Source organism: Sphingomonas sp. P3_C6, from assembly GCF_056402595.1.
In genome coordinates, this window is sequence record NZ_JBFUHB010000005.1 from 72,547 (window position 1) to 96,917 (window position 24,371).

Annotated in this window: 20 protein-coding genes and 1 pseudogene; 9 read left to right on the top strand and 12 right to left on the bottom strand. The window is 66.2% G+C overall.

Features of this window, described 5'->3' with window-relative positions; genetic code table 11:
* The first annotated feature begins 23 nt into the window (after positions 1–23).
* The 4 genes from AC1DT7_RS08055 to AC1DT7_RS08070 all read left to right on the top strand — a co-directional run bounded on the left by AC1DT7_RS08055 (position 24) and on the right by AC1DT7_RS08070 (position 3,086).
* Positions 24–1,070, top strand: a complete 1,047-nt coding sequence (locus tag AC1DT7_RS08055; protein WP_478035415.1) for a putative 2OG-Fe(II) oxygenase — start codon at positions 24–26, stop codon at positions 1,068–1,070.
* Positions 1,071–1,152: 82 nt separating this feature from the next.
* Positions 1,153–1,920, top strand: coding sequence for a hypothetical protein (locus tag AC1DT7_RS08060; RefSeq protein ID WP_478035416.1), 768 nt, complete (start codon positions 1,153–1,155; stop codon positions 1,918–1,920).
* Positions 1,917–2,189 carry a PqqD family protein gene (locus tag AC1DT7_RS08065; protein ID WP_478035417.1) on the top strand — a complete coding sequence of 91 codons (273 nt, stop codon included), beginning with the start codon at positions 1,917–1,919 and terminating at the stop codon, positions 2,187–2,189. Before AC1DT7_RS08060 ends, AC1DT7_RS08065 begins: the two co-directional genes overlap by 4 nt.
* Before the next feature lie 12 nt (positions 2,190–2,201).
* Positions 2,202–3,086: a hypothetical protein gene (locus AC1DT7_RS08070; RefSeq protein ID WP_478035418.1), complete on the top strand. Its 885-nt coding sequence runs from the start codon at positions 2,202–2,204 to the stop codon at positions 3,084–3,086.
* A gap of 511 nt (positions 3,087–3,597) precedes the next feature.
* Here AC1DT7_RS08070 and AC1DT7_RS08075 read toward each other — a convergent pair.
* From AC1DT7_RS08075 to AC1DT7_RS08100, 6 genes are all read right to left on the bottom strand, one after another.
* Positions 3,598–5,322, bottom strand: coding sequence for an asparagine synthase-related protein (locus AC1DT7_RS08075; protein ID WP_478035419.1), 1,725 nt, complete (start codon positions 5,320–5,322; stop codon positions 3,598–3,600).
* Positions 5,322–5,921, bottom strand: a complete 600-nt coding sequence (locus AC1DT7_RS08080) for a 2OG-Fe(II) oxygenase (protein WP_478035420.1) — start codon at positions 5,919–5,921, stop codon at positions 5,322–5,324. The genes AC1DT7_RS08075 and AC1DT7_RS08080 overlap by 1 nt, the downstream gene beginning before the upstream one ends.
* A gap of 26 nt (positions 5,922–5,947) precedes the next feature.
* A complete protein-coding gene (locus AC1DT7_RS08085; protein ID WP_478035533.1) occupies positions 5,948–7,591 on the bottom strand; it encodes a tryptophan halogenase family protein in 1,644 nt (547 codons plus the stop codon).
* Positions 7,592–7,668: 77 nt separating this feature from the next.
* Positions 7,669–8,514, bottom strand: a complete 846-nt coding sequence (locus tag AC1DT7_RS08090; protein ID WP_478035421.1) for an alpha/beta fold hydrolase — start codon at positions 8,512–8,514, stop codon at positions 7,669–7,671.
* Positions 8,511–12,596 (bottom strand): non-ribosomal peptide synthetase, encoded by a 4,086-nt coding sequence (locus tag AC1DT7_RS08095; protein WP_478035422.1) that lies wholly within the window; start codon positions 12,594–12,596, stop codon positions 8,511–8,513. The genes AC1DT7_RS08090 and AC1DT7_RS08095 overlap by 4 nt, the downstream gene beginning before the upstream one ends.
* Positions 12,593–14,416, bottom strand: coding sequence for a non-ribosomal peptide synthetase (locus tag AC1DT7_RS08100; RefSeq protein ID WP_478035423.1), 1,824 nt, complete (start codon positions 14,414–14,416; stop codon positions 12,593–12,595). The genes AC1DT7_RS08095 and AC1DT7_RS08100 overlap by 4 nt, the downstream gene beginning before the upstream one ends.
* Positions 14,417–14,741: 325 nt before the next feature.
* Here AC1DT7_RS08100 and AC1DT7_RS08105 point away from each other — a divergent pair, with 325 nt between their 5' ends.
* Positions 14,742–17,378: an AMP-binding protein gene (locus tag AC1DT7_RS08105; protein ID WP_478035534.1), complete on the top strand. Its 2,637-nt coding sequence runs from the start codon at positions 14,742–14,744 to the stop codon at positions 17,376–17,378.
* Here AC1DT7_RS08105 and AC1DT7_RS08110 read toward each other — a convergent pair.
* Together AC1DT7_RS08110 and AC1DT7_RS08115 are read right to left on the bottom strand one after the other, a co-directional pair.
* Positions 17,377–17,644, bottom strand: a pseudogene (locus AC1DT7_RS08110) (transposase); the annotation flags it as partial. The gene AC1DT7_RS08105 and the pseudogene AC1DT7_RS08110 sit on opposite strands and share 2 nt — an antisense overlap.
* 175 nt (positions 17,645–17,819) lie before the next feature.
* On the bottom strand, positions 17,820–18,758 hold the full coding sequence (locus AC1DT7_RS08115; RefSeq protein WP_478035424.1) for a LysR family transcriptional regulator: 939 nt from the start codon (positions 18,756–18,758) through the stop codon (positions 17,820–17,822).
* A gap of 112 nt (positions 18,759–18,870) precedes the next feature.
* Here AC1DT7_RS08115 and AC1DT7_RS08120 point away from each other — a divergent pair, with 112 nt between their 5' ends.
* From AC1DT7_RS08120 to AC1DT7_RS08135, 4 genes are all read left to right on the top strand, one after another.
* Positions 18,871–19,623, top strand: a complete 753-nt coding sequence (locus AC1DT7_RS08120) for an SDR family NAD(P)-dependent oxidoreductase (RefSeq protein WP_478035425.1) — start codon at positions 18,871–18,873, stop codon at positions 19,621–19,623.
* A gap of 74 nt (positions 19,624–19,697) precedes the next feature.
* Complete coding sequence (locus tag AC1DT7_RS08125) at positions 19,698–20,114, top strand: nuclear transport factor 2 family protein (protein ID WP_478035426.1); 417 nt, start codon at positions 19,698–19,700, stop codon at positions 20,112–20,114.
* A 59-nt stretch (positions 20,115–20,173) separates the two neighbouring features.
* Positions 20,174–20,605, top strand: a complete 432-nt coding sequence (locus AC1DT7_RS08130; protein WP_478035427.1) for an epoxide hydrolase N-terminal domain-containing protein — start codon at positions 20,174–20,176, stop codon at positions 20,603–20,605.
* Positions 20,606–20,616: 11 nt separating this feature from the next.
* The gene (locus AC1DT7_RS08135) at positions 20,617–21,051 is read left to right on the top strand and encodes a DoxX family protein (protein ID WP_478035428.1); all 435 of its coding nucleotides are present in this window, start codon (positions 20,617–20,619) and stop codon (positions 21,049–21,051) included.
* A gap of 158 nt (positions 21,052–21,209) precedes the next feature.
* Here AC1DT7_RS08135 and AC1DT7_RS08140 read toward each other — a convergent pair whose 3' ends face one another.
* From AC1DT7_RS08140 to AC1DT7_RS08155, 4 genes are read right to left on the bottom strand one after another with little or no spacing between them, the layout of a single operon-like run.
* The gene (locus AC1DT7_RS08140) at positions 21,210–21,773 is read right to left on the bottom strand and encodes an SH3 domain-containing protein (protein WP_478035429.1); all 564 of its coding nucleotides are present in this window, start codon (positions 21,771–21,773) and stop codon (positions 21,210–21,212) included.
* Positions 21,770–22,420, bottom strand: a complete 651-nt coding sequence (locus AC1DT7_RS08145) for a hypothetical protein (protein ID WP_478035430.1) — start codon at positions 22,418–22,420, stop codon at positions 21,770–21,772. The genes AC1DT7_RS08140 and AC1DT7_RS08145 overlap by 4 nt, the downstream gene beginning before the upstream one ends.
* A complete protein-coding gene (locus AC1DT7_RS08150; protein ID WP_478035431.1) occupies positions 22,420–22,701 on the bottom strand; it encodes a hypothetical protein in 282 nt (93 codons plus the stop codon). The genes AC1DT7_RS08145 and AC1DT7_RS08150 overlap by 1 nt, the downstream gene beginning before the upstream one ends.
* Positions 22,698–24,371 carry a hypothetical protein gene (locus AC1DT7_RS08155; protein WP_478035432.1) on the bottom strand — a complete coding sequence of 558 codons (1,674 nt, stop codon included), beginning with the start codon at positions 24,369–24,371 and terminating at the stop codon, positions 22,698–22,700. The genes AC1DT7_RS08150 and AC1DT7_RS08155 overlap by 4 nt, the downstream gene beginning before the upstream one ends.

The following is a 24,371-nucleotide window of genomic DNA, read 5'->3' on the forward strand; positions in this document are numbered from 1 at the left end:
AGGCCGCGGATGCGCGGGGGAGCGTGGCGCTGATCGAGCAAAGCGACCCGCAGAGCGGCCGCGAATGGATGCTGCTGGGGCTGGTATGCCTCGACGCCCACGATCCTGAGTACGATGCGCGTGCGCTCGCCGCCTTCCGCCGCGCCGTGGCGGTCGCCAGCGACGACAGCGTCCGCATCGCTTCTCTTGTCGGTTCCGCGAGGGCGCTGTTGCGGCAGGAGAATATGGAGGAAGCGGAACGGCAGCTCGCCGCGGCGGTCGTGCTGGACCCAATGCATGCCGAAGCGGCCGGCCGCTATGGCCGGATCGTGGCGCGAACGGATCCGGAGAGAGCGGTCGACTGGCTGAGCCAGCGAATCGCAGACGGCAACAGGCGTGCCGCGGTGCTGGAGAGCTGGGCGGGGGCGCTGGCGGCGGCCGGCCGGTTGCAGCAAGCCAGGGCAGCGATCGGGCTGGACCGGTTTCTGCAGCACTCGTCCGGTGCAACGCCATCGGGCTGGGCCACGCTCGACGCCTTCCATGCGGCGGTGGCCGACGAGCTGGCCGATCACCCGGCGCGCCGCCCAGAACGTCTCGGCTCTGCCTCTGTGGACAGCGTCCGGATCGATGAGCCGCACCTGACGAGTTCGCGGCACATGGCCATGCTCGAGTCCCATCTGGCGACGCTGATCGGCGCGCATGTCGATCAACTTGAGGGAGATCATCCCTTCATGCTTGCGCGGCCCGCAACTGCGCTGGTCCGCTATTGGGTGCTGCTTTCCGATGGCGAGGGTCACCAGATACCCCACGCCCATCCGGCAGGCTGGCTCAGCGGCGTCTATTATGTCGCCGTGCCTGACGCGATCGCTTGCGGAAGCGGGCCTGCCGGATGTCTGCAGTTCGCGCTGCCGGAGAAAGCGTCGGCACCTGGGCGGGCGATCGAGGGGCCGATGATCCGGCCGCAGGCCGGTCTGTGCGTGACTTTCCCCGCGCATGCCCATCATCGGACCTTTCCCTATGCGCCCGCGCCCGGCGACACCGGGCCACGCATCGTCGTCGCCTTCGACCTGGAACCGCAAGCAGATGATTGAGAGTCACTGGGGAAGGGGGTACGATCTCGTCCTGCATTCCGAGATCGCCGTGCCCGGCGCAGCGCCGTGCCCGCCACAGCCGATGGCCGATATCCGCATCACGCACGGATCCGTGCCCTGGACCGGCGGGGACATCGTCTCGACTGGGCCAGATCATTCGCTCCTGCTTGATCTCGCTCCCACCGCGCGCTTCCGATGCACGGCCGATTCCGTGATCGTCGAGCCGCTGCCCGGCGCGGACCCGGCATGGCTCTCCGCGCTGCTGATCGCCTCCGCGCTGCCCGCATGCCTTTGGCTGCGGGGCGAACCGGTTCTACACGCAAGCGTCCTGGTTCCCGCGGGCGCCTCGCGGGCAGTCGCTATCTGCGGCGGCTCGGGAAGCGGAAAATCGACCGTACTCGAGGCGATGCTGATGCGCGGGGCAAAGGCGGTGGCCGACGATACCGTTCGTATCGTTACGACCGGCGACGCCCTTGTGGCCAGCGGTTTGGCCGCCGCCTATCGGCGCAGGCGAAGTGCGCAGGACGAGTATCGGGAAACGCTTCCTGTCGCTCCAGATCGACAATGCGCGCGCGCGCCGCTGGAGGCCATCTTCCTGCCGCGGCGCGCCGGCGAAGGCGAGGCGCCGCGGTTCGAAAGTCTCACCGGCATCGCCAAACTCCCGGCGCTGCTGTCGCAACGGCACCGCCCCGCAATGCCGGAAGTACTTGGGATCGAGGCGGAACTTCTGCCGCAATTCGGACGGCTGGCCGCGCTCGACGTCTATCTCTGGTTCCGACCGCCAGGACCGCTGACACTGAGCGATCGGGAATTGGCATTCCTGGAAAAGGTGGCTAGGGCGCAGAAATGAACGATAGGCGATGGCAGCGACGTCCGGATTTCGTGTCGACCGAGGCAGAGGGGTCGCACGTCATCTTCAGCATTCTGAGCGGGAATTACATCGCACTCAACTCGAGTGCCAACGCGATCTGGGAGGCCTTGGCGAATCCGGTTTCGGAGGCGATGCTGGTTGACGTGCTGGCCGGACGCTATGAGGTCGATCGCGATACCGCGGCAGCGGCGGTGACGCGGACGCTCAGGAGCCTGGCCGAACTCGAGTTGCTCGAGGCGGCCGGCTGATCTTAGCCGATCATGGCTGAACTGGCGAATTCGGCTGAGCATTACGGGGTTGCCTTCGGGCTGCGCTGGCGCAGTGCCTTTCCCTTGCCGGTCTTCACACCGGCCGCCGCCGGCGCCTCTGATGTTCGCGTCGAACACGGCTCCTGGCCGGTGGAGCCGATGCCCAGTGATGGACGCAAGGTCGTCATCGGCCAAGATCGCGTGCGGCTGCTGGCGAGCGAGGGTTGCATCATCGATATCCTCGCAGCCGACCATATCGCGGTGTCCCAAGCCGAGGCCGGGCCGCTTTGCGCTCAATTCTTCGGCGGCGCCGCGGCCTTGCTCATGGCGTTGCGCGGGATGGCGCCGCTTCATGCCTCGGCCGTTGCGATCGGCGGGCGCGCGGTGCTGGTGTGCGGCGCTGGCGGTGCGGGCAAGTCAAGCTTCGCCGCGACCCTCATCGGGCAGGGCGGGCAGTTGATCTCGGACGATCTCAGCGTGCTGACGTTCGACGGCGCCGGCCGCGCTTGCGTGTTGCCTGGCCGTACGACTATCCGCCTGTTTCCCGAGTTGGCATGGCTATTGGGAAACGAGCCTGGCCCCTCCGAAATCAGTGAAGGCGGCAAGCTCCGGTTCCAGCCGCGGCATGTCGGGGGGATCGCGCCGATCCCGATCGGTTCGCTGGTCCATCTCGACGCATCGGACAGCGCGATTCCGCGTGCCCTGGCCACGAACCTGCTCGTTCAACACGTCTATCGTCGCCCTGCCATGGCGCGACTGCCGGGCACGGAGGCGCGCTTTGCCATGATCGACGCGCTCGCCACGCAAGTGCCGCTCCAGCGGATCGTGGGACTGAGGGATCGGGAGGTCGACGCGTTTGTGAAGCGTGCCACTGATCTAGCCGGTTCGCTGGCGTAACGAATCGTAAGTATGGGCGTATAATTATTGCTGCGCAAGCGCTTGATTTCGTCTAAGCTCCTTGCCTAAGGTTTACAGGCAAACACGAAATGGGGAACTGACAATGCAGAACGATCCTGTGGAAGGAACCGAGCGTTTGATCTGGGTCGAGCCGATCGTCGAGTCCCTCGACCTTCGCGGGACCGAATCGAATTGGGGAGCTAACGGCACCGACGGTTTCGCTGTCTCGGATAGCGGCTCCTAACAGGCGGAATGCGGCGGCCCGTCGATGTTGGACGGGCGGGACGGCTGTGCGGCGGCCGGTCGATGTTGGACGGGCGGGACGGCTGTCCCGCGCGCTGGACAGCTGGTTTCGCGAAAATTGGCTGACACTGGGGGCGGACTGGCGGCACGACGCTCAAGGCTCGTGTCTGGGTGGCTGAAGCATGCGTCCCGGCTGCAACCCGTCAAGAGCCTAGCTAGGCCTGCGTGCGTCCATACGCTCAGAGCGACCGTGTCCTGGCAAGGTGAATCACCCTTGCCGGGGCCACCACGATAGGAACTCCGCCGCCATCGCGGTCATATGAAATTTCCCGACGGTTTGCGGCGGCGGCAGATCGCCAACAGCCATCAGTTCGACCTTTTGCGTCATCCAGTCCAAGTCGAGGATTTCTGCCACGCCCGCTGCGCGCCAGGCGTCGAGCCTTGATCTGAGTGGCGGTGCTTCGCGAAGCAGCCGGTTGTTGTAGTCCGGCGAGAATGCTCTTTTTTCTGTTCGCAGTCGCGTTTCGTCGGGAACCCGCCCGGCGAGCATCCCGCGGATCAGCGCTCGATCATAGCCATCGCGGCGCAGGAATGACGCCGGCATCCCTCCCACCAGGCGCAGCAGCTCGATATCGCCCAGGCAAGGGTTGGCGCGCCGAAGCGCGAAGCCGGTGTCCGCTGTCGGGAAGGCGCCGAAGCCCGGCTGCCCCTTCGTAAAGCCCATAGGGCGCGAGGGCGACAACCAGTCGATCGGCATCGGGGGGACAGCTTCCCGCAGCGGCGCGGGCAAACCGGTGACGAACTGCGGCGTGAAATGCGCCATGAATCTTTCCGGCGGCGCCTCCCCGCCCAGCCTGAGGTGCTGGCGCAAACGCCGAGAGGCGGCCCGTATCCGATTCATCGGCGTGACAAAATGCGCCCCGCGCGAGATCGCGGATTCCCCATATTCGCCGTCGAGCATCATTTCCACGCCGCGTTCGTGCGCGGCGCCGAACAGCGCCATGTACAGATAGTGTCGCACCGATCGCGTGGGGCCGTTCTCGAAATGCTGCGGTGTCGGTCGATAGATCTCGCAGTCATCGGAGGGCCAGATGGGAACCATCTCGATGCCGAGATGATCGGCTGTGTGTCGGGTCCACTGGTGTTCGTCGATCAGGCCCGTGCCGGGGCGCGCGATCGAGGTGAAGCCGGTTAGCGTCTGGTCCGATCGAAGTTCCTCGGCGGCTATGGCCGCGACCAGGGTCGAATCGAGTCCGCCACTCAGCAGAACGCCGATCCGCCGATAGGGCGCCATCGTTCTGCGGATGATCGCTCGCAGCGCGTCAGTGGCGGCCGCGACACCGTCCTCGAAACTGCCCTGCCACGGGATCGCCTCGAGGCGAGGGCGGAACACGACCTGCTTGTCCGTTGCATCGAGGGTGACGAATTGTCCGGCTTCCACTTGCCGGACCTGGCGCAACACAGTGTGCCCCTCCCGACCGAGCCGAAAGCGCTGCGGCGAGAGTTCAAAGGCCAAACCTTCGGGGTCGATCGCGTCGTCGATCCAAGGCAGCCTGGAGAGCGTGGCCAAGTTGGGCGCAACCGCGAAGCGCGATCCCGCCCGGGCGATAAGGACCCGATCCCGCAGGCGATACGACGTCGCGATCTGCAGGCGTCTGTCGAGCCTATTCCAATGCAGCAGCGACCATTCGCCCGGCATCCGCGCGCGTGCATCGGCACCCCAGCGCAGCAGCGCCGCAAGCGCCAGTTCCGCCGGGCCGGCTTCGATGAGGCCCAGTTCTGCCGCCAGTTTCGCTCCGTCGTGCAGCCTGCCGATGAACAACAGGACGTTCGCGCCATCCTCGTGCCGGTCGACCGTCCCGCTCGTTCCAGGAAAATCTCGCGCCGTGCCCGCGAAGCCGTCGTTCGAGGGATCGATCCCGAGGATCCGACAATCGGCCGGGTCGACAGGTTCTCCGGCCAGGGAGCCGACCGCGTAAATTCCCGGCGACATCATTCCGCTCCGTGAAAGCCGCAGGCAAACACGCGGCGCGGACCACCGCTCGTGACGGGCAGGACGCGGTGCTCGAGAGTCGCGGCGATGCGAAACAGCAACGCCGAACCCGGCTGATCGTGGTGATGCCGTATCAGCAATTGCTTGCTATGCCTGTCGCGCAACTCGAAAATTCCTCCTTCGTAGCGAGCGTCCGAAAGGTTGATCACCAAGGCCAGCTTGCGCCCCGGCTTGTGCATATCCTGGTGCCAGGAAAGATAATCTTCGCCGCCGGGCCGATGCTCGGCGACCTCGCCCTCGACACGGATCAGCGGGCCGCAGCCTGAGACCCGTTCCAGCCAGCGCAGCAGGGGTGCCCGCCGCAGCGCCAGCTCCAGCGCGCGGCTCGCCGGCTGGATGCCTGGTTCCACCTGGCGCATTCCGGGTGAGCCCTCGACTCTCTGTTCGACGAAGGGACGCCGCAGCACCGGATCGAGCATGCGCCGAAACTCCGGCGCAAGCAGCCCCGAGAGCGCGATCGCCGGCCGCTCGGCCAGCGCAACGGCGACCGATGCCTCGGCATCCTCGGTGAAGCTGACCGTGTCGGACGCGACCTGCAACGCCGCGAGCCGTACCGCTGGGGGGATCACGGCGCCACGAAGGCCGCCGGCGGCCGCATCACCGTCAGCATGTCCGAAAGCGCGTCGCCGCCGATCGTGACCCGGGGCACGTGCGGTGTGCGGGCCGCGCTGCTGCCCGCCGTCGCTCCGGCGACGATATGGCGGATCAGGTCGCCGTGATCGGGCAACATGTCGACCGATGCCTTCTTGATCGCCCCCCACTCGCGTTGGAAGCGGTCCCAGGTTTCCCGCGGAAGCATGTCGGTCCCCGATTCCAGTGGGCCTGTGTAGAAGTGCTTGCCGAACAAAAGCGTGCAGATGCTCCAATAGTTGAAGACGTTCGACGCGCGATGGTCATAAGCATCCGGCAAGGACCGGCGCCAAAGGGCGATGCTCTCGTTCAATCGGTCGGAGCGTTTCGCCTCGTGCCGGACGGCGCGCCAATAGGGCGTGTCGCTGCGATTGCTCAGGGAGAAGTGGATCCCGAGGAAATCACGGATTTCCTCATATTGGCCGGTCATCGCGACGTTGAACTTCTGCGCCAGATCGGGCTCGAAATCGGAACTGGGGAAAAACTGCAGCAGCCGGCGGCACGCTGTTTCGATGAGCTGGATTGCCGTCGATTCGAGCGGTTCGATGAAGCCGCCGGAGAGCCCGATCGCGACGCAATTGCCGACCCAGGAGCGGCGGCAGTGCCCGACGCGCATCGCCAGCGTGCGCGGCTCGGTCAGCAACGTCTCGCCGTCGAGGTAGCCGAGCACCTCGTCGAGCGCTTGCTCGTCGCTGGCGAAAGCCGAGGAGAAAACATAGCCGGTTCCGATCCGCGACTGGAGCGGGATGCGCCACGACCAGCCGGCAGGGCGTGCGGTGCTGATCGTCGCCGGATAAAGATCGGGTTCGGGGGCATGGGCGATCTGGATAGGTAAGGCGCGATCGTTGAGCAGATAATCGGAATAGGAAACGAAAGGCTCTTCCATCGCGTGGTTGATGAGAAGGCCCTGAAATCCCGTGCAATCGATCACCAGCTCGACAGGCCGCCGGGTGCCGTCCGCCATTACCAGTTCGGCGATGTTGCCCCGTTCGTCGCGCGTCGCGCCGACCACCTTGTCGCGAACGTGCGTGACCCCGCGCGCGACGGCGATCTCGGCGAGGAAAGCCGCGAATTTGCCTGCATCGAGATGATAGGCATAGGCCTGCGGGCCAGTGAATGGGGCACTCTCGAACAGTTTGGGGCCCTTGTGGCGCGCGGCGCGTTCCTCCGAATGGCCGATGATCCCCGTAAAGCTGGGCTCATAGCCTAACACCGCCGCGTCAGCGCCATAAGCGAGCAATGCCGCGCCGGGATTGCGTCCCCGCACCTGGACGCCGCCCTCGAAGCCGTGAAAGAAACGCGTGAAGGCGCCGGACTCGTCGACGTTCCAATCCCGGAAGTCGATCCCCAGCTTGAAGGTCGCTTCCGTCCGCGCGATGAATTCCCGCTCGCTGATCTCGAGATGGCGGAGAGTCCGGTTCATCATCGGGACCGTCGCCTCGCCGACGCCGATCGTCGACACGTCCGGCGCTTCGATCAGGGTTATGCTCACACCCTCGGGATGACCATAGGCCCATTGCAAGCGATGATTCAGATAAGCCGCAGTCAGCCAGCCAGCGGTCCCACCGCCGACGATCACGATGTTTTTTATAGGTGTTCCCAAGCCCAGTTACCCTTTCGAGTGATATGTCGTTAACAGTGCGGTTAGCCCCACCGCTACACTGCCTCAAGCGAATGAGGATTGCTGAACCATTTCACGATCGCGGCGCCAACCGCGGCGATTCCTGGCTCGGCGATGATCCCTGCATGATCCGCGGCCACCTCGCTCATGAACAGGCCGGTCGAGGTTCGGGTTGCCCAACGCGCGATTTCCGCGGCGGGAAGCGCTTCCGGACCCTGCGTCGCGCGCAGCAGGTGGAAGGGCGCGGCGACGGGGTCGGCCCTCACGATCGCTGCGATCGCTGAAACCACCTCCTGGACGCGCGCCACAGTGGGATAGATGCTGCTGACCGGCGTGATCCCGGCCAGCCGGGCGGTTTCGAAGCGCCGTGCGAGAAGCTCCAGGGGCGAGCGCCGATCCTGCTGCAAGGCTTCCGACGCCGGAAGCCGCGCCGGATCGATCAGCGTCAACGAGGCTACCGGATCTCCGCTCGCCTCGATCCGGCGAGCGACTTCCAGCGCGATGAGGCAGCCGGAACTATAGCCGCCCAGATGCAGAGGGACACCCGGCTGTCCGCCGGTGCGTACAGCCTCGACATAGCGGTCAATCAGCCCTTCGGTGTCCTGGGGAGCGGATGTGGCGCTATCGTTCGCGAAATCGGCGTTTACCCCAACGAGCCCAAGGCCCGGCGACAGATGCCGGGCGAGCTGGTGCAGGAATAGCGTGCCGCCGCCGGCGCCGTGGATGACGACCAGTGTGATCTCGCCGGCGGTCTCTCGTACCTCGGCCCGTTCGGGGAGGCACGGTCCTTGCGGCGCCGGACCCGCCATTTCGTCGAGCAGGAGCCCCAGCAATTCGGCTTGGGCGGGGGTGAGAGTCGCGAGGCGTGGATTCGCGCTCATCCGCCATCCTCCGTTGCCGATCTGCACGCAGCGAGCAACGCGGCCGCCTCGTCCTCCGTCAATGCCGCGACGCGGTCGATCAAGCGCGCGAGACGGCGCTCCTCGTCCAGGAGCGAAGCGCTTTCGCCGTTACCTGGGTCGCCGATGCCGACCACCACCACATGCAGCACGCGATGCGAGGGCCCCAGGACGAAGACCTCGCGCAGGATCGCTTCATCCGCGCTTCCGATCTGGCAGACGGCCAGGCCGCAGGGGGGCGCCGCGGTTTCCAGCAAGCCCGTCATGAGCCCCGCCTCGATCCCGGCGAACTGCAAGCTGCGGCTGCCGTACAGCGGCTCGATCGCCCGCAATTCGGCGACCAGCGCCACGACAAAGGCCGCTTCCTCGAACGCCGGCGCGCCGGTGAACGCATCGAACGCGGCATTGGTCAGGCGCGCGCCCCCGTCCAACGGGTGCAGGGCGCCCCCTTCAGGATCGTGATAATAGGCCCCGCCCGAGAGCCCGACGACGCGGCCGGGTTTGGCGTACAGATAGGTCTGGACGGAATAGGAATCGCCCGCCGAGCCATACCGGCGCCGTCCGTCGCGTTGCGCAAGGGTATCGAGCAGCGCGGCCAGGCTGGACAGCGGCAGCGGCCGCAACGCGAATTCGCGAACCGATCGCCGCGCGTCGAGAAGGTCGCGCATCGCCTCGGGGACTTCGTCGGCGAGCGGCACGACGCTTTGCTGGTCTGCTGTCGGGCGACGACCGTGGCGCGCTTTCTTGAACGCGTCACGTGCCTTTGGATCCTGGATCAACCCCGATTCACCGGCGGACGCCTTTGTCGACGTCGCTTGCGCGGCAAGCCAGCGGACCGTCGGCGTGATATAGAAATCGCGGACGCTGGGCCTGGTACCGAATCGGTCGCCGATCGCGTTGACGATTCGAATGGCCTCGACCGAGGTGACACCCAGATCGAGCAGGTTGGCATCGGCGGAGGGCACCGGCACGTCGGCGATATTCGCCACCATCGTGCCGACTACCTGTGCGATCGTGTCACGTTCGGCGGGCGCCTCGTGCTGCGGCTCGGGGCGCTGGGTGGCGCCAGTCGGAAGCATCGCGGCGAGGCGTTTGCGATCGACCTTGCCGTTCGGCGTCAAAGGCAGGGCGGCGAGGGGGGAGAAGACCGTGGGGATCATATAGGCCGGCAGGAGGCGGTGCAGATGGTCCCGGATCTCCGCGGCGCCCGGCCAGGCGCCTTCAGGCACGATATGACAGACGAGCTTGCGGTCGAGCGCGCCGGTGCCGCTCGCGACCACGGCGACCGCGCGGACGGCCGGATGGCGGCTCGCGACGCGCTCGATCTCGCCGAGCTCTATGCGGAAGCCGTTGATCTTGACCTGATCGTCGGTGCGGCCGAGGAACTCGATGGTGCCGTCCGGCAGATAGCGGCCACGATCTCCGGTCCGATACCATCGCTCGCCCCCGAAGGGATCGACCACGAAGCTCGCTGCACTCGTCTCGGGATCGCCGAGATACCCCCGTGCAAGTGCCACGCCGCCGATGCAGAGTTCGCCGGGCACCCAGATCGGGCGATCCGCCATCTGTGGATCGACCACCCGGAACCGCTGATTGGCGAGCGGCCGTCCGTAGGGAATAGTCGAGCCGACCGCGCCGGGATCGATCGGATAAAATATGGACCAGATCGACGCCTCGGTTGCCCCGCCGAGGCTGTTGATCCGAGCCGCGGGCGCGATCCGCCGGACCTGCGCCGGCAATGCCGGCGAAATCCGGTCGCCGCTCAACAACACGTGACGCAGTGAATCGAAGCGCAGGCCCGGCGTGCGGCACGCATGATCGACGAGCAGCTCCATCAACGCCGGCACGCTGTTCCACAGCGTCACGCCGTGCATCCTGACGAGCTGCGCCAGGCCTGCGGGGTCGGAGGCCTGTTCCGCATCCGGCATCACGATCGTCGCGCCCGCGGCGAGAGTGCCGAAGATGTCGTACACCGAGAGATCGAAGCTCAGCGCGGACAGCGCCAGCACCCGGTCGTCCGGCCCGATGCCGAGGCGGTGATTGATGTCCAGGATGGTGTTGACCGCGCCCCGATGATCGATCGCGACGCCCTTTGGTTGCCCCGACGAACCCGACGTATAGATCACATAGGCGAGATCGTCGGGTGCTCCCCTCGGTACGGTCGTGAGCGGGAACTCCGTATCCGTATCGTCGCCGATCTCGATCACGCGGACGTCGCCGGCCCATGCCGGCACCGGGCCGGTGCCTGATATCAGCGCCAGCGTTGCGTTCGATCGTTCGAGGATCTGCGCAATCCGTGCCGCCGGCCAGCCGGGATCGATCGGCAGATAGGCCGCACCGGCTTCAAGAACTCCGATGACCGCCGCGACTTGCTCCCAACCCTTGGGGAGAACGATCGCGACCAGCGGCGGGAGATCCGACCCGGCGATCCTGCGTGCAACCCCGGCGGCGCGTCGGGCGAGCTGCCGATAGGTCATCGTTCCACTCGCGTCGATCAAAGCGGGGTGGTCGGGCGCCTGCGCGACGCGATCGCGCCACAGTTCATGCAACAGACGGGCGGAAAGCGGCGCCTGGGTGTCGTTCGCTTCGGCGGCGACGCGCGCGGCCTCCGCCGGCAGCAGAAGCTCCGCGATGCGGCGCCAAGGGTCGGACAGGGTCAGGACGCCGTTCGCCAGTGCTTCGATCAGGCTTGCAAAGGCGGCGAACATGTCGTCCATCATGCCTTCGGGAAAGACCGCATCGACCGAATTCCAGTCGTAACGCAGCCCATCTGCCGTGTTCCGGACCATCAGGTCGATCCAGACCTGGGGCGTCTGGCTGACGGAGAAAATTTCCTCGCCGAGCCAGTCCAGCTCGTCCTCCGCCGTGCCATCTGCCGTCACCCCGCTGGTGAACACGACCGGCATGACCGCGCGTGCCGGATCGGCCCTGGCGCGAAGCAACTCGCGGATCACGGCGACGCCGCCGAACTGGCGATGATCGATATCACGCCAAAGCTGTTCCTGGATTTGCCGTGCCCGCTCGCCGAAGCTCCGCGCGCCGCGCGCCGCAACTTCGAGCAAGGACAAGCCCGTGAAGTTGCCGACGACGCGGGCCGCCCCGGGCGGCCGGTTGAACAGCGTGAGATTGAGCGTGAAGGCCCCGCCGTCCTGCCAGAGCGCGAGCACGTCCGCATAGGCCGCCAGCAACAGCGCGTTGGCCGAAAGGCCGCCCTCGCGCGCGATCCGCGCCAGCCTCTCCCAGGCCGCGGCATCGAGCAAGCCGGTACGGCGGGTAAATCGGATGCGCTCCGGTTGAACATCCCGTTGCGGCAGATCTGGCGCCGGCGGCAGGCTTTCGAGCCGCGCCAGCCAATAGTCGCGCGCGCGCGCCCCGGCCGACCCATCCGGCCGCGCATTCACGATAGCATCGCGAAAGGAGCATGGAAGCTGGGGCAGGGCGGCGTCCGGATGTTGGTACAGTTCGCCCCATTCGCGCAGCAATCGCGTGCGGCTGTCGAGATCGATTGTCATCGAGTCGAAGCTGAGATGCAGGCGCGTCAGCTCCTGATCGATCAGGCTGGCATGGATTTCGAACAAGGGCCATCGATCGAGCGGCAGCACCTGATGCGACATGCGTTCTCGCGTCGATGCCAGGATCGCGTCCGACGCCTCAGTCGGGAGCGCGCGCAGATCGTCGGACGCGATCGAATAAGGCGGCAATTCGGGAAGAACGCGCTGGGTGCCGTCCTGCGAGATCACGGTCCGGAGCATCGGATGGCGATCGATCAGCTGCTGCCAGGCGCGCACCAGCCGGTGGAGATCAATATCGCGTCCTTGGACCTCGACATAGTTGTGCGTCGACACGGTGCCGAGGTCGAAGTCTCCGGTGCGTCCGGCCCAATACGCCTGCTGCACGTCGGTCAACGCGAACGACAGGAATGCCTCCGCCGATGGCATGGGGCGGTGATCGGCGCGCTCCGGCGAAGCCTGGCCCAATCGCCGCTCGAATGCCGCGCGCATTTCCGTCGGCAAAGCGGCGATGCGACGACGGAGCGCGTCGTCCTCCGTTCGTTCGGACGTCATCGCGCCAGGTCCGGCGATGCCTCCAGCTCCGCCAGGATCCGATCGAGTGCCTCGGGCGACAGCGATTGCGCCTGAAGCGCGGTGAGGGTCAGCGCCAGACTGCGGATGGTTGGATCGATAAGGAAGCGCGAGATCGGCAGATCCACGCCCGTTTCGGCGCGGACACGCGCGACGATCTGGACGGCGGCGATCGAGTTTCCGCCCAGATCGAAGAAATTGTCGTCGGTGCCGAGATCCGACACCGCGAGAAGCTCGCTCCACAAGGCATAGAGCAAGTGTTCCGACGGCGTTGCCGGCGGTGTGTGCGGCGGCCGCGCCGACGGGCGGTCGAGGCCCAGCTGCGCCGCCATCTCGATACGGCGGAGCTTGCCCGTCGGCCCCTTGGGGATCGCATCGAGCAACAGGATCTTGCGCGGCATGCGATGATCGGAGAGGCGCCCGAGCAGGAAGGAGAGCAAGGACGCCGGATCGGCGACGGCGCCCGGACGCAACACCACGGCGGCGGCCGCATCGTCGCCGAGAGTTGCATGCGGGATCGCGAAAGCGACCGCTTCCGCGACGGCTTCGTGGGTCAGCAGGACGTTCTCGATTTCCACGGGCGCGATCTTTTCGCCGCCGCGGTTGATTATCTCCTTCGCCCGTCCGGTCAGCCGGAGGAAGCCGTCCTCATCGAGCCGACCGACATCGCCGGTCCTGAACCAGTCACCGGCAAAGGCCGTGCGGTTCGCTTCGGGATTGTCCAGATAGCCCTGCATGACATTCTCGCCACGCACGCCGACCTCTCCCTCTTCCCCTGGGCCGAGGAGCCGGCCCGTCGCGTCGAGGATCGCGACCTCCGGGCCGGCGGCGCGTCCGACACTGCCAAAGCGACGCGCTTCGGAAAGCGGGTTGCTGGTCATCTGATGCGCAGCTTCCGTCATCGCATAGGCTTCGACGACCGGAATGCCGAACAGCGCTTCCAGCCGTTCGCCGACGTGCGGGGGCAGGGCGGCCGAGCAGGAACGGATGAAACGCAGGCCGCTCCGCGCGGCATGGTGCGGCACGGTCTCCGCCCAGCGCAGGATCGCCTGGAGCATCGTCGGCACCGCGGTAAGCCAGGTCGCGCCGACTGTCTCGAGCCAGGCGGGGAAGGCGGCCGCATCGAACCCGCGCGTGCAATGGATGCTGCCCCCTGCGAACAGCGGCGCGAGCAGCCCGGCGACGAGGCCGTGAACGTGAAACAATGGCATCATTTCCAGCCCGCGATCGTGCGGAGCGAGTTCGAGCGTCGCGGCGATGTTGCGCGTCGAGGCATGGAGCTGGCGATGCGTGATCGGGACCAGTTTCGGCTTCCCGGTCGTTCCCGAGGTATGCAGCAGCAGTGCAAGATCGGATGGCTGCGGTGTCGTCGTCGCGACACTTCCCCCCGCCTTGCCGTGCAATGCAAACCGCCCGACGGGCTCGAGCGGTTCGATCTCGAAGACGGGGATCGACAAGACGCGTGCCACGGCGATCGCAGGCGAGGTCGAGCCAGTCTCGACCAACAATGCGCGAGCCTTCAGGTCGGACAGGTAGAAGTCGAACTCGGCAGCGGTGTAACCGGGGTTGAGAGGCGCGGCCGCCGCCGCCATCGCGACCGAGAGAAAGGCGGTTGCCGCCTCCGGGCCATTGGGAAGTACCATCGCGACGCGATCGGCGCGGCCGATGCCGGCCTGCGCCAAGGCAGAAGCGATTTCCGCGACATGCGCGCGCAGATCGCGATAGGAAAGCTGCGGCCGGGCCGGATCGACCAGAGCGGGCATATCGTCCGCGCCGACGCGGATGATTTCGTCGAGCGTCATGGCGCGAGCACCGGGCTGCGCGACGGTTTRGTGTCCGGCATTGGCGTCCCGACCCCGACTGCGACCCTGACCGGGGCAACTCGTTCCACCACGATGTGCGCCATCCTTTCTCGCAATCCAGCGCGTCTAGGCATTCCAGTCATTTGCAGCAATAGAAGAGGATGAACGCCGGCCCGGCGATTCACACCCTTGGGCACGTGAACTTGGAATTGCCTTTGATTCGAACGGAGCTCCGACGCGCCGCGCATGGCCGCTTCGAACAGACCGCGCCAATGCCGACGCATCGAAAGATCGCCCGATGATCACCGGACCATCGGAAGCCGATATGGGCTCCTCCGCACCCACGCCGGCCGGCACGCCCGCGGAGATTGCCACGACGCTCGCGGAGATCGTCGCCGGTCACGCGCGCGATCGTGGCACGGCGATCGCCGTACAGGACGCGGCCACCGCGCTGACCTATGCCGAGCTCACGAGGCTCGCCGGGCGCGTTGGCGAGCTCGCCGCGCCGTTTGCGGTACCCGGCCGCCCCATCGGCATTCTGCTCGCGCCATCGACCGACTATGTTGCGGCGATTCTCGGCCTGCTCGCGCGTGGCATCTGCTATGTGCCGCTCGACGCCAGTTTTCCAGCGGCGCGCAATGCGGAGATTGCGTCGCGCGCGGGGATGAGCGCGGTGATCGTCGACGAGACTACTGCCGCTGCGATGCGCGACAGCGTGCCCGACATACCCAGGGTGCGGATGCCGACGCTCGACACGTGCGAGGGCGCAACCTTCCGCGTCACCGCGACCCCCGACGACCTTGCGGCCATCTTCTACACTTCCGGCAGCACGGGCCGTCCGAAGGGTGTGTTCCAGAGCCAGCGGGCCGTGCTCTACGAGGTGCTGCGGCATTGCTGGCGCGCGGGGCTGCAGCGCGGCGAGGGCGTTGCGCTGATCTATTCCCCGAGCGTCAGCGGAGCCACGCGCGACCTCTACGGCAGCCTTGCCGCCGGCGCCCGGCTCGTCGTCGTCGATGTGCGTTCGCAGGGTCTGACCAGAGCTGCGAGCATCTTCGCCGATGGTAAAGTCGCCGTGCTTCACATCATTCCAGGCCTGTTTCGGGCGATGTTCAGCGAGCCCGTCGGCGCCGCCGCCGATCGGTTGCTGCGCGGATTGCGCCTCGTCCACCTGATCTCGGATCGGGTGCAGCAATCGGACGTGGAGCTGTTCCGGCGATGTTTCCCGGCCGAGTGCCGGCTCTGCATCGATCTCGCCACGACCGAAACCTATAGCTACGCTTCCTGGTATCCGGATCATGACATCGCCATCGAGCGGCTGCTCGTGCCCGTCGGCTATCCGCGCGCCGATGCGCCAGTGCGACTGATCGACGACGAAGGTGCCGAGGTCGCGCCGGGCGAGCTCGGCGAGATCGTTGTGTCGAGCCCCTCGCTGTCGCTCGGCTATTGGTGCGATCCCGCGATGACGGCCGAGCGATTCAAGCAATCGGCGATCCTGCCGGACGCGCGGGAGTTCCATACCGGTGACATGGGGCGACTGCTGCCCGGCAGCCTGCTCGAGTTCGTGGGCCGGAAGGACCGGCAGACCAAGATTCGCGGCAACACGGTCCATCTGGCCGAGATCGAGGCCGCGCTGGCTGCCAGCCGCGGCGTGGCTGAGGCCGCCGTGATCGTTCGTGCCGGGCCCAATCCCGCGATCGTCGCATATTATGTGGCTGAAGCCGGCGCGTCCGCCGACCCTGCCGAGATCGCGCGCTGGTGCGCGGAACGGTTGCCGGCGCACATGCGGCCGAGCGAACTGATCGCCCGCGACGCGCTTCCGCGCCTGCCCAGCGGCAAGCCGGACCTGGGCGAGCTTGGCCGCGAGGATGAGCAGCGCGCCCGCGCCAGCGTTTCCGCGGAGTTTCCGGACCACGCGCGCTTGCCCGTTTCCGGTATCGAGCAGGTAGTGCGCGAAAGCTGGGAACGGATCCTCGGGCCCGGCAGCTTCGATGCCGGCGCCACCTTCGAGGCCGTCGGCGGGGATTCGCTCAAGGGACTGAACCTCGTCGTCGAACTCGAGCGGCGGCTGGATCGGCTCATCGACTGGGAAGTGCTCGATTTCCGGACGACGCCGGCGATGCTGACGGCCCGTCTGATGGAGAGCGCTCCGGAACCCACGAACGGCGGTCCGATCCTGGTGCTATGCCCCGGCGTTTTCGGCGGCGACGTCGTGATCGCCGATTTCGCCCGCCGTGCCAGCCGGGATTTTACGCCGATGATCGCCGATTATCGGTGGGGCGGCGATTGGTTCAATGGCGATTTCGATCGAGAGCGCCTGCTGGACCGGATCGTCTCTGCGGTCGTCGAACGGATCGGCCCGAAGCCCTTGCCGGGCGTGTGGCTGCTGGGTAATTCCTTCGGCGGCAAGATCGCCGTCGAGACGGCGCGTCGCCTCATGGCGCGAGGAGTAGCGGTGGATTTCATCGGAGTGCTCGACAGCGTACCTGACGACCCGCTCGCGGCGCGGGCGCGGGGCAGGGCGCTGGGGCAAAAGCCACGCTCCTCTCGCCCGCATCCTCTGGACGACAGCGTCCGGAAGCTGGGTGCCTGGCTGGCGAACGGCGATCGACATCGTCTCGCGAGCCACCTGCTGAGCTTCATCCGGCTGGTGGGTCGCACCGGGCTCGAAGTATCGCTGCGGCGAGAGATTACGCGTCACGCGCGCGTGCTCCTGTTTCGGGGTGTGCCCGAGGGCCCCGTGGCTGGGCGCCTCAGCCTCTTCCTCTCCAACGAAGGGCGCTTCGATCCCGCAATCTACCCCTATCTCGGCTGGGATCGGCTGTTCGATGACGTCGATGTGGTCAAGATGGACGTCCGACACAGCGAATTCATGAACCCCGCCAATGCCGATGGTATGATCGAGCACCTGCAGACCTTTGCCGCGGCCCTTGCTCTGCGGTCGGCGGAACGCGCGACCGCTTGACTTGAACGGGCGGTCGAGCTCCGCCTGGGCAAAATATGCAGATGCTTTACGTAGTATCTCGTTGGCCTGGCGCAGCCCGCGGTTCTCGCGTTCCAGTGCCTTTAGGCGATCAGCCATCTCGGCGGGAACACCGGCACGCTTGCCGCTGTCCACCTCAGCCTTCTCACCCACTTAAATAACGTCTGCGGAACGCAACCTATCTTCTCTGAGATCGACACGATGGCCGCCCACCGAGAGGGATGATCGGCTTCGTGATACAACACCATCCGCACCGCTCGGGCGCCTACCTCGGGCGCAAACTTGTTCGTCGTCTTGCTCGTACAGGCCCCACCTCTTCAGGAGTTGTAGAGCCTTCGGCAAACCCGGCGCGGTTCAAGGTGCAACATTCGCTTTCATTGGGCAGATCGACCGAGCGGTTTCAGTAATGACCGTTGTTCCAGGCTATCCGCGCTCGCGATGATCGCCTCTTCGCTCGACCGCGGAGACCACCAGATCCTCCCGCGGAAAATTGGCTGCCAAATGGTCGATCAGCGCGCGCACCGCCGGCGGCAGGCCGCGTCTCGTCGTGAAAACGAGGTGAACGATCCCCTGCAAGCCACGCCACGCGGGCAACACCCGCACAAGTCTTCCCGCGTCCAACGCTTCGCGACAGACGTGGTCCGGCAGGATTGCAACGCCGAGACCTTCGATCGCCGCGTCGCGTACGGTCGCCATGTCCTCACATCCCATGCGGGGCTGCACGCGAACGACGTGTTTGCGGCCGTCGTCCGCCTCCAACTGCCATTCGAGATCGTCTGCCGCGTCGTTGGTCGCCAGCGCGGGCAGGACTGCGAGGTGGTCGATGTCGGCCACTTTGCTGGCCATCTGGGGACTGGCGACGAGGATGCGAGTGGATATGCCGAGCGAGCGCATGGTCAGGGCGGCGTCGGATGTGAGGCTGCCGCGAACGCGCAGCGCCAGGTCGATGCGCTCGTCGATCAGGTCCACCGCGCGATCCGTGGCTACGAGCTGAACGCGCACCTTGGGGAAGCGTAACAGGAACGATGAGATCAGACCCGAGATTGGCGCGAGCATTCCGGTCGGACAGCTGAAGCGGATGCGTCCGTGGGGCTCGGCCTGCGCTTGCACGACCAACGCTTCCGCCTGTTCCGCTTCGGCGAGCATCGCGCGACATCGCTCGTAGAATGCCTGGCCTGTATCCGTCACCCGGAAGCGACGGCTCGACCGCTCGATCAGCCGGAGACCCAGCCGGTCCTCCAGCCCGGCGATCCTCCTGCTAAGCTTCGACTTCGGTTCTCGCAGCGCCCGCCCCGCAGCAGCGAAGCCTCCATGCGCCACCACTTCCGCGAAATAGCCATAGTCGTTCAGATCAATGCGCATCAGCGTTCCTCTGGTAGAACGCTAAGTGCTAATTTAACCCACTACAAGGATCATCGTTCATCATTCACTTAGGTGGCACACCGGCGCTTCGCCGAACGTGAGGAGAATGACGATGAAGGATCAGTTCAAGAACAAGGTAGTGGTAGTCACCGGTGGTTCGAGTGGCATCGGCCTTGCCGCGGCGAAGGCCTTTGCGGCCGAGGGTGCCTCGGTCTTCATTACCGGCCGTCGTCAGGAAGCGCTCGACGCGGCCGTGAAGCAGATCGGTGGCAGGGTTACCGCAGTCCGCGGTGATACGGCAAATCTTGCCGATATCGACCGACTCTACGATGCAGTGCAGCAGAAGCACGCTCAGATCGACGTCCTGTTTGCCAATGCCGGCGGTGGCGAGATGGTCCCGCTCGGTTCGATCACGGAGGAGCACTATGAGCGGACCTTCGACACGAACGTGAAGGGCGTGCTGTTCACCGTGCAGAAGGCGCTGCCGCTGCTGAAGGACGGCGCATCGGTCATCCTGACGAGCTCGACCACCAGCATTTCGGGCACCCCGGCGTTCAGCGTTTACTCGGCGACGAAGGCGGCCGTTCGCAACTTCGCCCGCAACTGGATGCTCGACCTCAAGGACCGTCGCATCCGCGTCAACGCGGTGAGCCCGGGCGTCACGGAAACGGCCGGACTGGACGAACTGTTCGGCGGCGGCGCGCGGGCCCAGGGTACAAAGGACTATCTGGCGGCGCTGATCCCGGCCGGCCGTGTCGGTCAGCCCGAGGAGGTCGCCAAGGCGGTGCTGTTCCTCGCATCCGACGATGCGAGCTTCGTCAACGGCGTCGAGCTCTTCGTGGACGGCGGCCAAGCGCAGATCTGACGACTTTCGTCTTGTCATCGGCCTCGGCGGGATCCCGCCGTCGAGGCTCAGGCTTTCCCAAAGGAGAAATCGGAATGAAACAGACCACCGAATCCGCGGACCGGGTCCGCGAACTGCTCGACCGCAATCTGCAGGAGGTCTTCGGCGAAGGCGACGACGCGCGTCGCCGCGCCGCGGTCGACGAACTATGGGCTGAGGATGGCGTCCTCTACGTTCCGCCAGGCATGATCGTCGGGCACGAAGCCATCGACAAGTTCGCCGGCGAGCTCCGCGCGACGCACCCGAACTACGTCTACACACCTCTGGGCGCGCCGCAGGTGCTCCACGACGCCGGCCGGTTGGCCTGGAGTTCGGGGCCACGCGGGGACGCGCCCGCATATACCGGCTGGGACGTCATCACTGTCCGCGCTGGCAGGATAAGCGCTCTCTACGTCTTTCTCGACGAGAACTTTGACGAGCTCCGCCGCAGCAGCGGTCAGACCGCGAGCTGACCCCCAGCCCAACCCCCGACCGCTCCGCGAGCGCGGCTCTCTTGCAAAGGAGGCATCTTATGGTCCCGCAACCGTTTTCCGATGATCTGGAATCGCCGTCGCGGCGATTGGCCCTGCGCGGTCTGGCCGAAGGCTTGGCGATCGCAACGCTCGGCGGCTTGTCGTCCGAGGCATTGGCCCGAGACGCGACGCCTGTTCTTGCTTCTGCCACGTCCGCGATAGTGCCGTTCCGAGTGCACGTGCCGCAAGGCGCCATCGACGACCTGAAGAGGCGTCTGACAACGGCACGCCTCCCGGAGAGGGAGACGGTGGCTGATTGGTCGCAGGGCGTGCCGCTGGACAAGGCCAAGGCGCTGATCGCCTACTGGCGCGACCGTTACGACTGGCGGCGCTTCGAGCGACTCTCTGATCCCTTCGTACTGCCGGGCCGTGTCCGGATCGGCAGTGTGACCTGGCATGTCCAGACACGTCCCCACTTAACCCAAGAGTAAGGAATAGTGACATGAACACCCAGACCTATGCCGCCGGCACTTCGCCTTCGGCCGCTTCCAGTTCGCTGGTTACAGTCGTTCCCGTCGTCGGACGCGCGATGATCAGCGCGATCTTCCTCCTGTCGGGCATGTCGAAGCTGGCAGCGCCTGCGATGACGATCGGCTACATCCAGTCGGTTGGCCTGCCGCTCCCTTCGGTCGCATTCGTTCTTTCAGCGTTCGTCGAGATCGTTGGCGGTCTCGCGCTGCTGCTCGGCTATCGCACCCGTGCCGTCGCCGGCGTGTTTGTGCTGTACGCGCTCGTCACCGCCGTGTTCTTCCACAGCGCGCTCGGCGATCAGAACCAGTTTTTCCACTTCTTCAAGAACATCGCGATGGCTGGGGGCCTGCTGCACGTCGTCGCCTTCGGTGGCGGACGCTTCAGCTTCGATGCCCGCCGCGGCTGATCGTCTGGCCGAAGCGGCCGCGCGGTCGCTTCGGCCATCGGCTGTCGCCTTGATCCTGCTGACGGGTGCGACAAATGCACATTGCTGCGCGCGCGCCGGCCGACCGCTTCGTACGGTCAGATGGCGCGCGGGCCAGGCATCCCACTCACCCGCGCGACTCAGGTACAGGTCGTCACCTGGTTGGCGCAGAGGCGGTTCGTCCAGCCGGAGATCCGGCGCCCGTCGCCCAACCGAACGGTGACATGGGCGAACTGGCCGCTGCAATCGTCGATCGCTTCCACGACTGCCTCCTCCGGGTCGGCGATTGCCAGGGGCGCACTCGCGCTAGCTGGCCCCGCGCGCAGTCCAGCCTGCAGCGTCCCGGAAAGGAGCTTGCCCGAGATCCAGCCTTGCCCCTCCAACAGAACGGTCTCGCCCGCACCATAATCGGCGAAGCGGACGCGCCGCACCTTCGCCCAGCCATTGACGAACCCGACGATCTCTACCTCCGGGGCGACGGTGTCGTCGCCAATGCTGCGATGCTGCGGGAGGTGTGCGACGATCGGGGCATTTGGAGAGGGGCCCGCGCGGACATTGGTACCGGCGGGATCGGGATCGGCGAGATGCGCAGCGATCAAGCATCCTGCATGGCCAGCGCCTGGGGGGACGGCACTGGCCATGCCGGCGCTGCCTGCGACGATCCCGCAGGCAAGCAGGGTAACCGTAGCGAACAGTCGCATCATGCGCTTCTCCGATGCGCGTAGAGGACGGCCGCCGCCGCAAGGAGAAGCGCGAGCGGAAAGACGATGGCGGCGCCCAGGAAGGTGTCTTCGATAAGGATCGGCGCCTGCTTCTCCTGGAAGCGGGAGAGGACCCCGATAAGGACGATCGCGCCCGCGCCGAGCGCAACCAGCAGCGGCACTGTCGCCGCTGCATAATTCAGGGGAATACGTGGCGCGTCGGTGGCGCCCTCGAAATGGCGTGGCAGAGCCGAATGTGCAGGGCGGCGGAGCAACGCCCACAGGCCGAAGCCGCCGAGTGCAGTGCCGATCGGAAAGATCAGCATCATCAGCCCGGACAGCATCAGGATGACGATGCGGCCCCACGCCCTGCCGCGCAGCAGGCCGATCCCGCCCAAGAGGCTGGGGATGAACAGGAAGATCGCGAGGAACAGGAAGATGGGGATGGCGAAGGCCAGGACGATGTCGCTGAACCGCCCGGGGATCGCCCAGAAGCTGGCAATTGTGACCGCTCCCGCGACCAGGCCAGCCAATCCCAAGGTGATGTGCAGGACGGCGAGCACCTTGACGGGGGTGGCGACGGGATAGGCGCGCGCGGTGCCAGCGACGGGGTTGGTGCCGATCGGGTCGGAGGGAAGGCGCGGCTGCATCAGTGCCAGCTCGGATTGGCTGCCAGGAGCAGGCCGAAGAAAAGGGAGAACAGCGCAGGCGGGATTGCGAGCAGGAGGATGAGCCCCATCGCCAGCTTGTTCTTGCCGTTGCTGCGCAGCGCCCAGGCTCCGGCCAACATGGCGATAGGCACCGCGAGGATTGGCAGCCATATGGCCGGCATCGCTCCCGGTGCGCTGTAGCGCAGGCCATCGGCGAAGAAATAGATCAGCACCAGCAGGACCAGCAGATCGAAGGCGAAGAGGACCTTGTACCAGTTCATCGTACCGGGGCTTCCATGGTGCTGTTCACGGTCACGACGGCTGCGCGCATTCGGTCCGACGACGACAGGTCCGGTTCGGGGATCGGCCGGAGCAGTGCGGGGTCGGCATCGGGATCGCGTAGCGGACCGGTGTTCATCGAAAGTGTCGTCGCGACCGCAATGAGGATGACAGCGACCAGGAGGATGACCAGCGCGGTACGCCATGCCGCGAAGGGATGGGGCTTGCCGAGGGTATCCCGGACCGGTCGACTGGCGTTATGCTTCGCCGCCCAGGCCGCAACCCGCCGGCCGGACGCTTCCATCGCATCCGCAGCCTCGCTCAGGGGCCCGGACGGGAGTTCCGCCGTGGCACCAGGCTCGCGGACGATGCGGTAGATATCGTTCTCGAGATCGAGCTCGATCGTGAGGTCGCCGCTGAAATGATAGCGCCGGAAATCGAGCGACACGCGCCGGTTTCCGGGCCAGGCGATCGTGGCGTCCCAGTCCGTGCCCCATAGATCGAGCACGACCCGGCCGCTCGCGATGTCGGTCACGCGCGGCGTATAGACCCAGTGCGAGTTGCCCCATTCCACAGCTTCGGAATCGACCCGGATCGTCCCGTCCGGCGAGATGTGGCGATATTGTGGGCCGGCCGGGCCCAGGGTGGGAGCGCGGCGCAGCTGCTCGACGGTATCGGCGAGTTCGAGAAGTGGCCAATTGGTGCCGTTCTCCCCCTGGTTACGAAACATCCAGACGGTCGGATCGATCCGGAACAGTGTCTCGCCGTCTTCCTGTTTGAGCCGCAGGAACAGGCTGCCATCGGCGTTGCCGGTGATGCGGCTTTCCGGCCATGCGGCGCAATCGACCAGCGCGCGGCCGGTTGCGGCATCGCTCAGGACCGCCCAGCTCCTCTCTGTATCGGGCTGGCCCGCCCCCCTTTCGCCGTGGCGCTGCTCGTAGCGCAGCGAGCGATCGATCGAGAATGCGCTGGTATCGAGCGCAGGATGTCGGGGCACGTAAAAGCCCCATACCCCGTTGGAGAGCTCGCTCACCGCGAAGCGGACAAGGGTCGATCCTTCCGCGATCTCCTGGACCGTATAGTCATGCAGCTGTTCGGGATAAGCGGGGTGGGGAAGGCGCAGCGGCGGCGTGCCGACGCTGCGCCAGGCGTTGCTCCAGACGCCAAGGCCCCCGATCTTCAGATCGTCCATCTCGAAGCCGATATGCGCCTGCCGCCACGCATCCGTGTCGGACGAGCGGTCACGGGCGGCGATCGGTAGCGCTGCCTCGAAGCCTGGGGGTGCGTCCGCTGCCGCCGCTGCCGTCTGGAAAGCCGTCGGCGCGACAAATGGTGGCGCACCGTGATCCGCGGACGGTGTGTCGCCGGGCTGACGGCCGCGGATCAGTCGACGCAGCGCGAAGCCGATCGAGAAGCCGAGCGCGCAGATGATCGTCCAGGGGATGATGAAGATCGCGCTGATCAGCGAGAAGCCGAGAAGCACGTCCTCGAACGAATGGCTGACGTCAGGGCGCGTCAGTGCTTCCCAGGCGACCACGGCGACGAACGCGGCCAAGGGCGAGGCCGTCCATGCGAGCAACGCCAGTATTAGCCAGCGCCGCGGCAGCACGACGATGAACGCCGCCGGAAGCGCGATCGCGAGCACGGCGAGCAGATAGAATTGGGGGATCAC

Excerpts from the sequence above, each read along its gene's own strand:
- AC1DT7_RS08060 (WP_478035416.1), top strand. The coding sequence starts at position 1,153 with ATGGCCGATATCCGCATCACGCACGGATCCGTGCCCTGGACCGGCGGG.
- AC1DT7_RS08065 (WP_478035417.1), top strand. The coding sequence starts at position 1,917 with ATGAACGATAGGCGATGGCAGCGACGTCCGGATTTCGTGTCGACCGAG.
- AC1DT7_RS08070 (WP_478035418.1), top strand. The coding sequence starts at position 2,202 with ATGGCTGAACTGGCGAATTCGGCTGAGCATTACGGGGTTGCCTTCGGG.
- AC1DT7_RS08075 (WP_478035419.1), bottom strand. The coding sequence starts at position 5,322 with ATGTCGCCGGGAATTTACGCGGTCGGCTCCCTGGCCGGAGAACCTGTC.
- AC1DT7_RS08090 (WP_478035421.1), bottom strand. The coding sequence starts at position 8,514 with ATGAGCGCGAATCCACGCCTCGCGACTCTCACCCCCGCCCAAGCCGAA.
- AC1DT7_RS08095 (WP_478035422.1), bottom strand. The coding sequence starts at position 12,596 with ATGACGTCCGAACGAACGGAGGACGACGCGCTCCGTCGTCGCATCGCC.
- AC1DT7_RS08100 (WP_478035423.1), bottom strand. The coding sequence starts at position 14,416 with ATGACGCTCGACGAAATCATCCGCGTCGGCGCGGACGATATGCCCGCT.
- AC1DT7_RS08105 (WP_478035534.1), top strand. The coding sequence starts at position 14,742 with ATGGGCTCCTCCGCACCCACGCCGGCCGGCACGCCCGCGGAGATTGCC.
- AC1DT7_RS08115 (WP_478035424.1), bottom strand. The coding sequence starts at position 18,758 with ATGCGCATTGATCTGAACGACTATGGCTATTTCGCGGAAGTGGTGGCG.
- AC1DT7_RS08120 (WP_478035425.1), top strand. The coding sequence starts at position 18,871 with ATGAAGGATCAGTTCAAGAACAAGGTAGTGGTAGTCACCGGTGGTTCG.
- AC1DT7_RS08125 (WP_478035426.1), top strand. The coding sequence starts at position 19,698 with ATGAAACAGACCACCGAATCCGCGGACCGGGTCCGCGAACTGCTCGAC.
- AC1DT7_RS08130 (WP_478035427.1), top strand. The coding sequence starts at position 20,174 with ATGGTCCCGCAACCGTTTTCCGATGATCTGGAATCGCCGTCGCGGCGA.
- AC1DT7_RS08135 (WP_478035428.1), top strand. The coding sequence starts at position 20,617 with ATGAACACCCAGACCTATGCCGCCGGCACTTCGCCTTCGGCCGCTTCC.
- AC1DT7_RS08140 (WP_478035429.1), bottom strand. The coding sequence starts at position 21,773 with ATGATGCGACTGTTCGCTACGGTTACCCTGCTTGCCTGCGGGATCGTC.
- AC1DT7_RS08145 (WP_478035430.1), bottom strand. The coding sequence starts at position 22,420 with ATGCAGCCGCGCCTTCCCTCCGACCCGATCGGCACCAACCCCGTCGCT.
- AC1DT7_RS08150 (WP_478035431.1), bottom strand. The coding sequence starts at position 22,701 with ATGAACTGGTACAAGGTCCTCTTCGCCTTCGATCTGCTGGTCCTGCTG.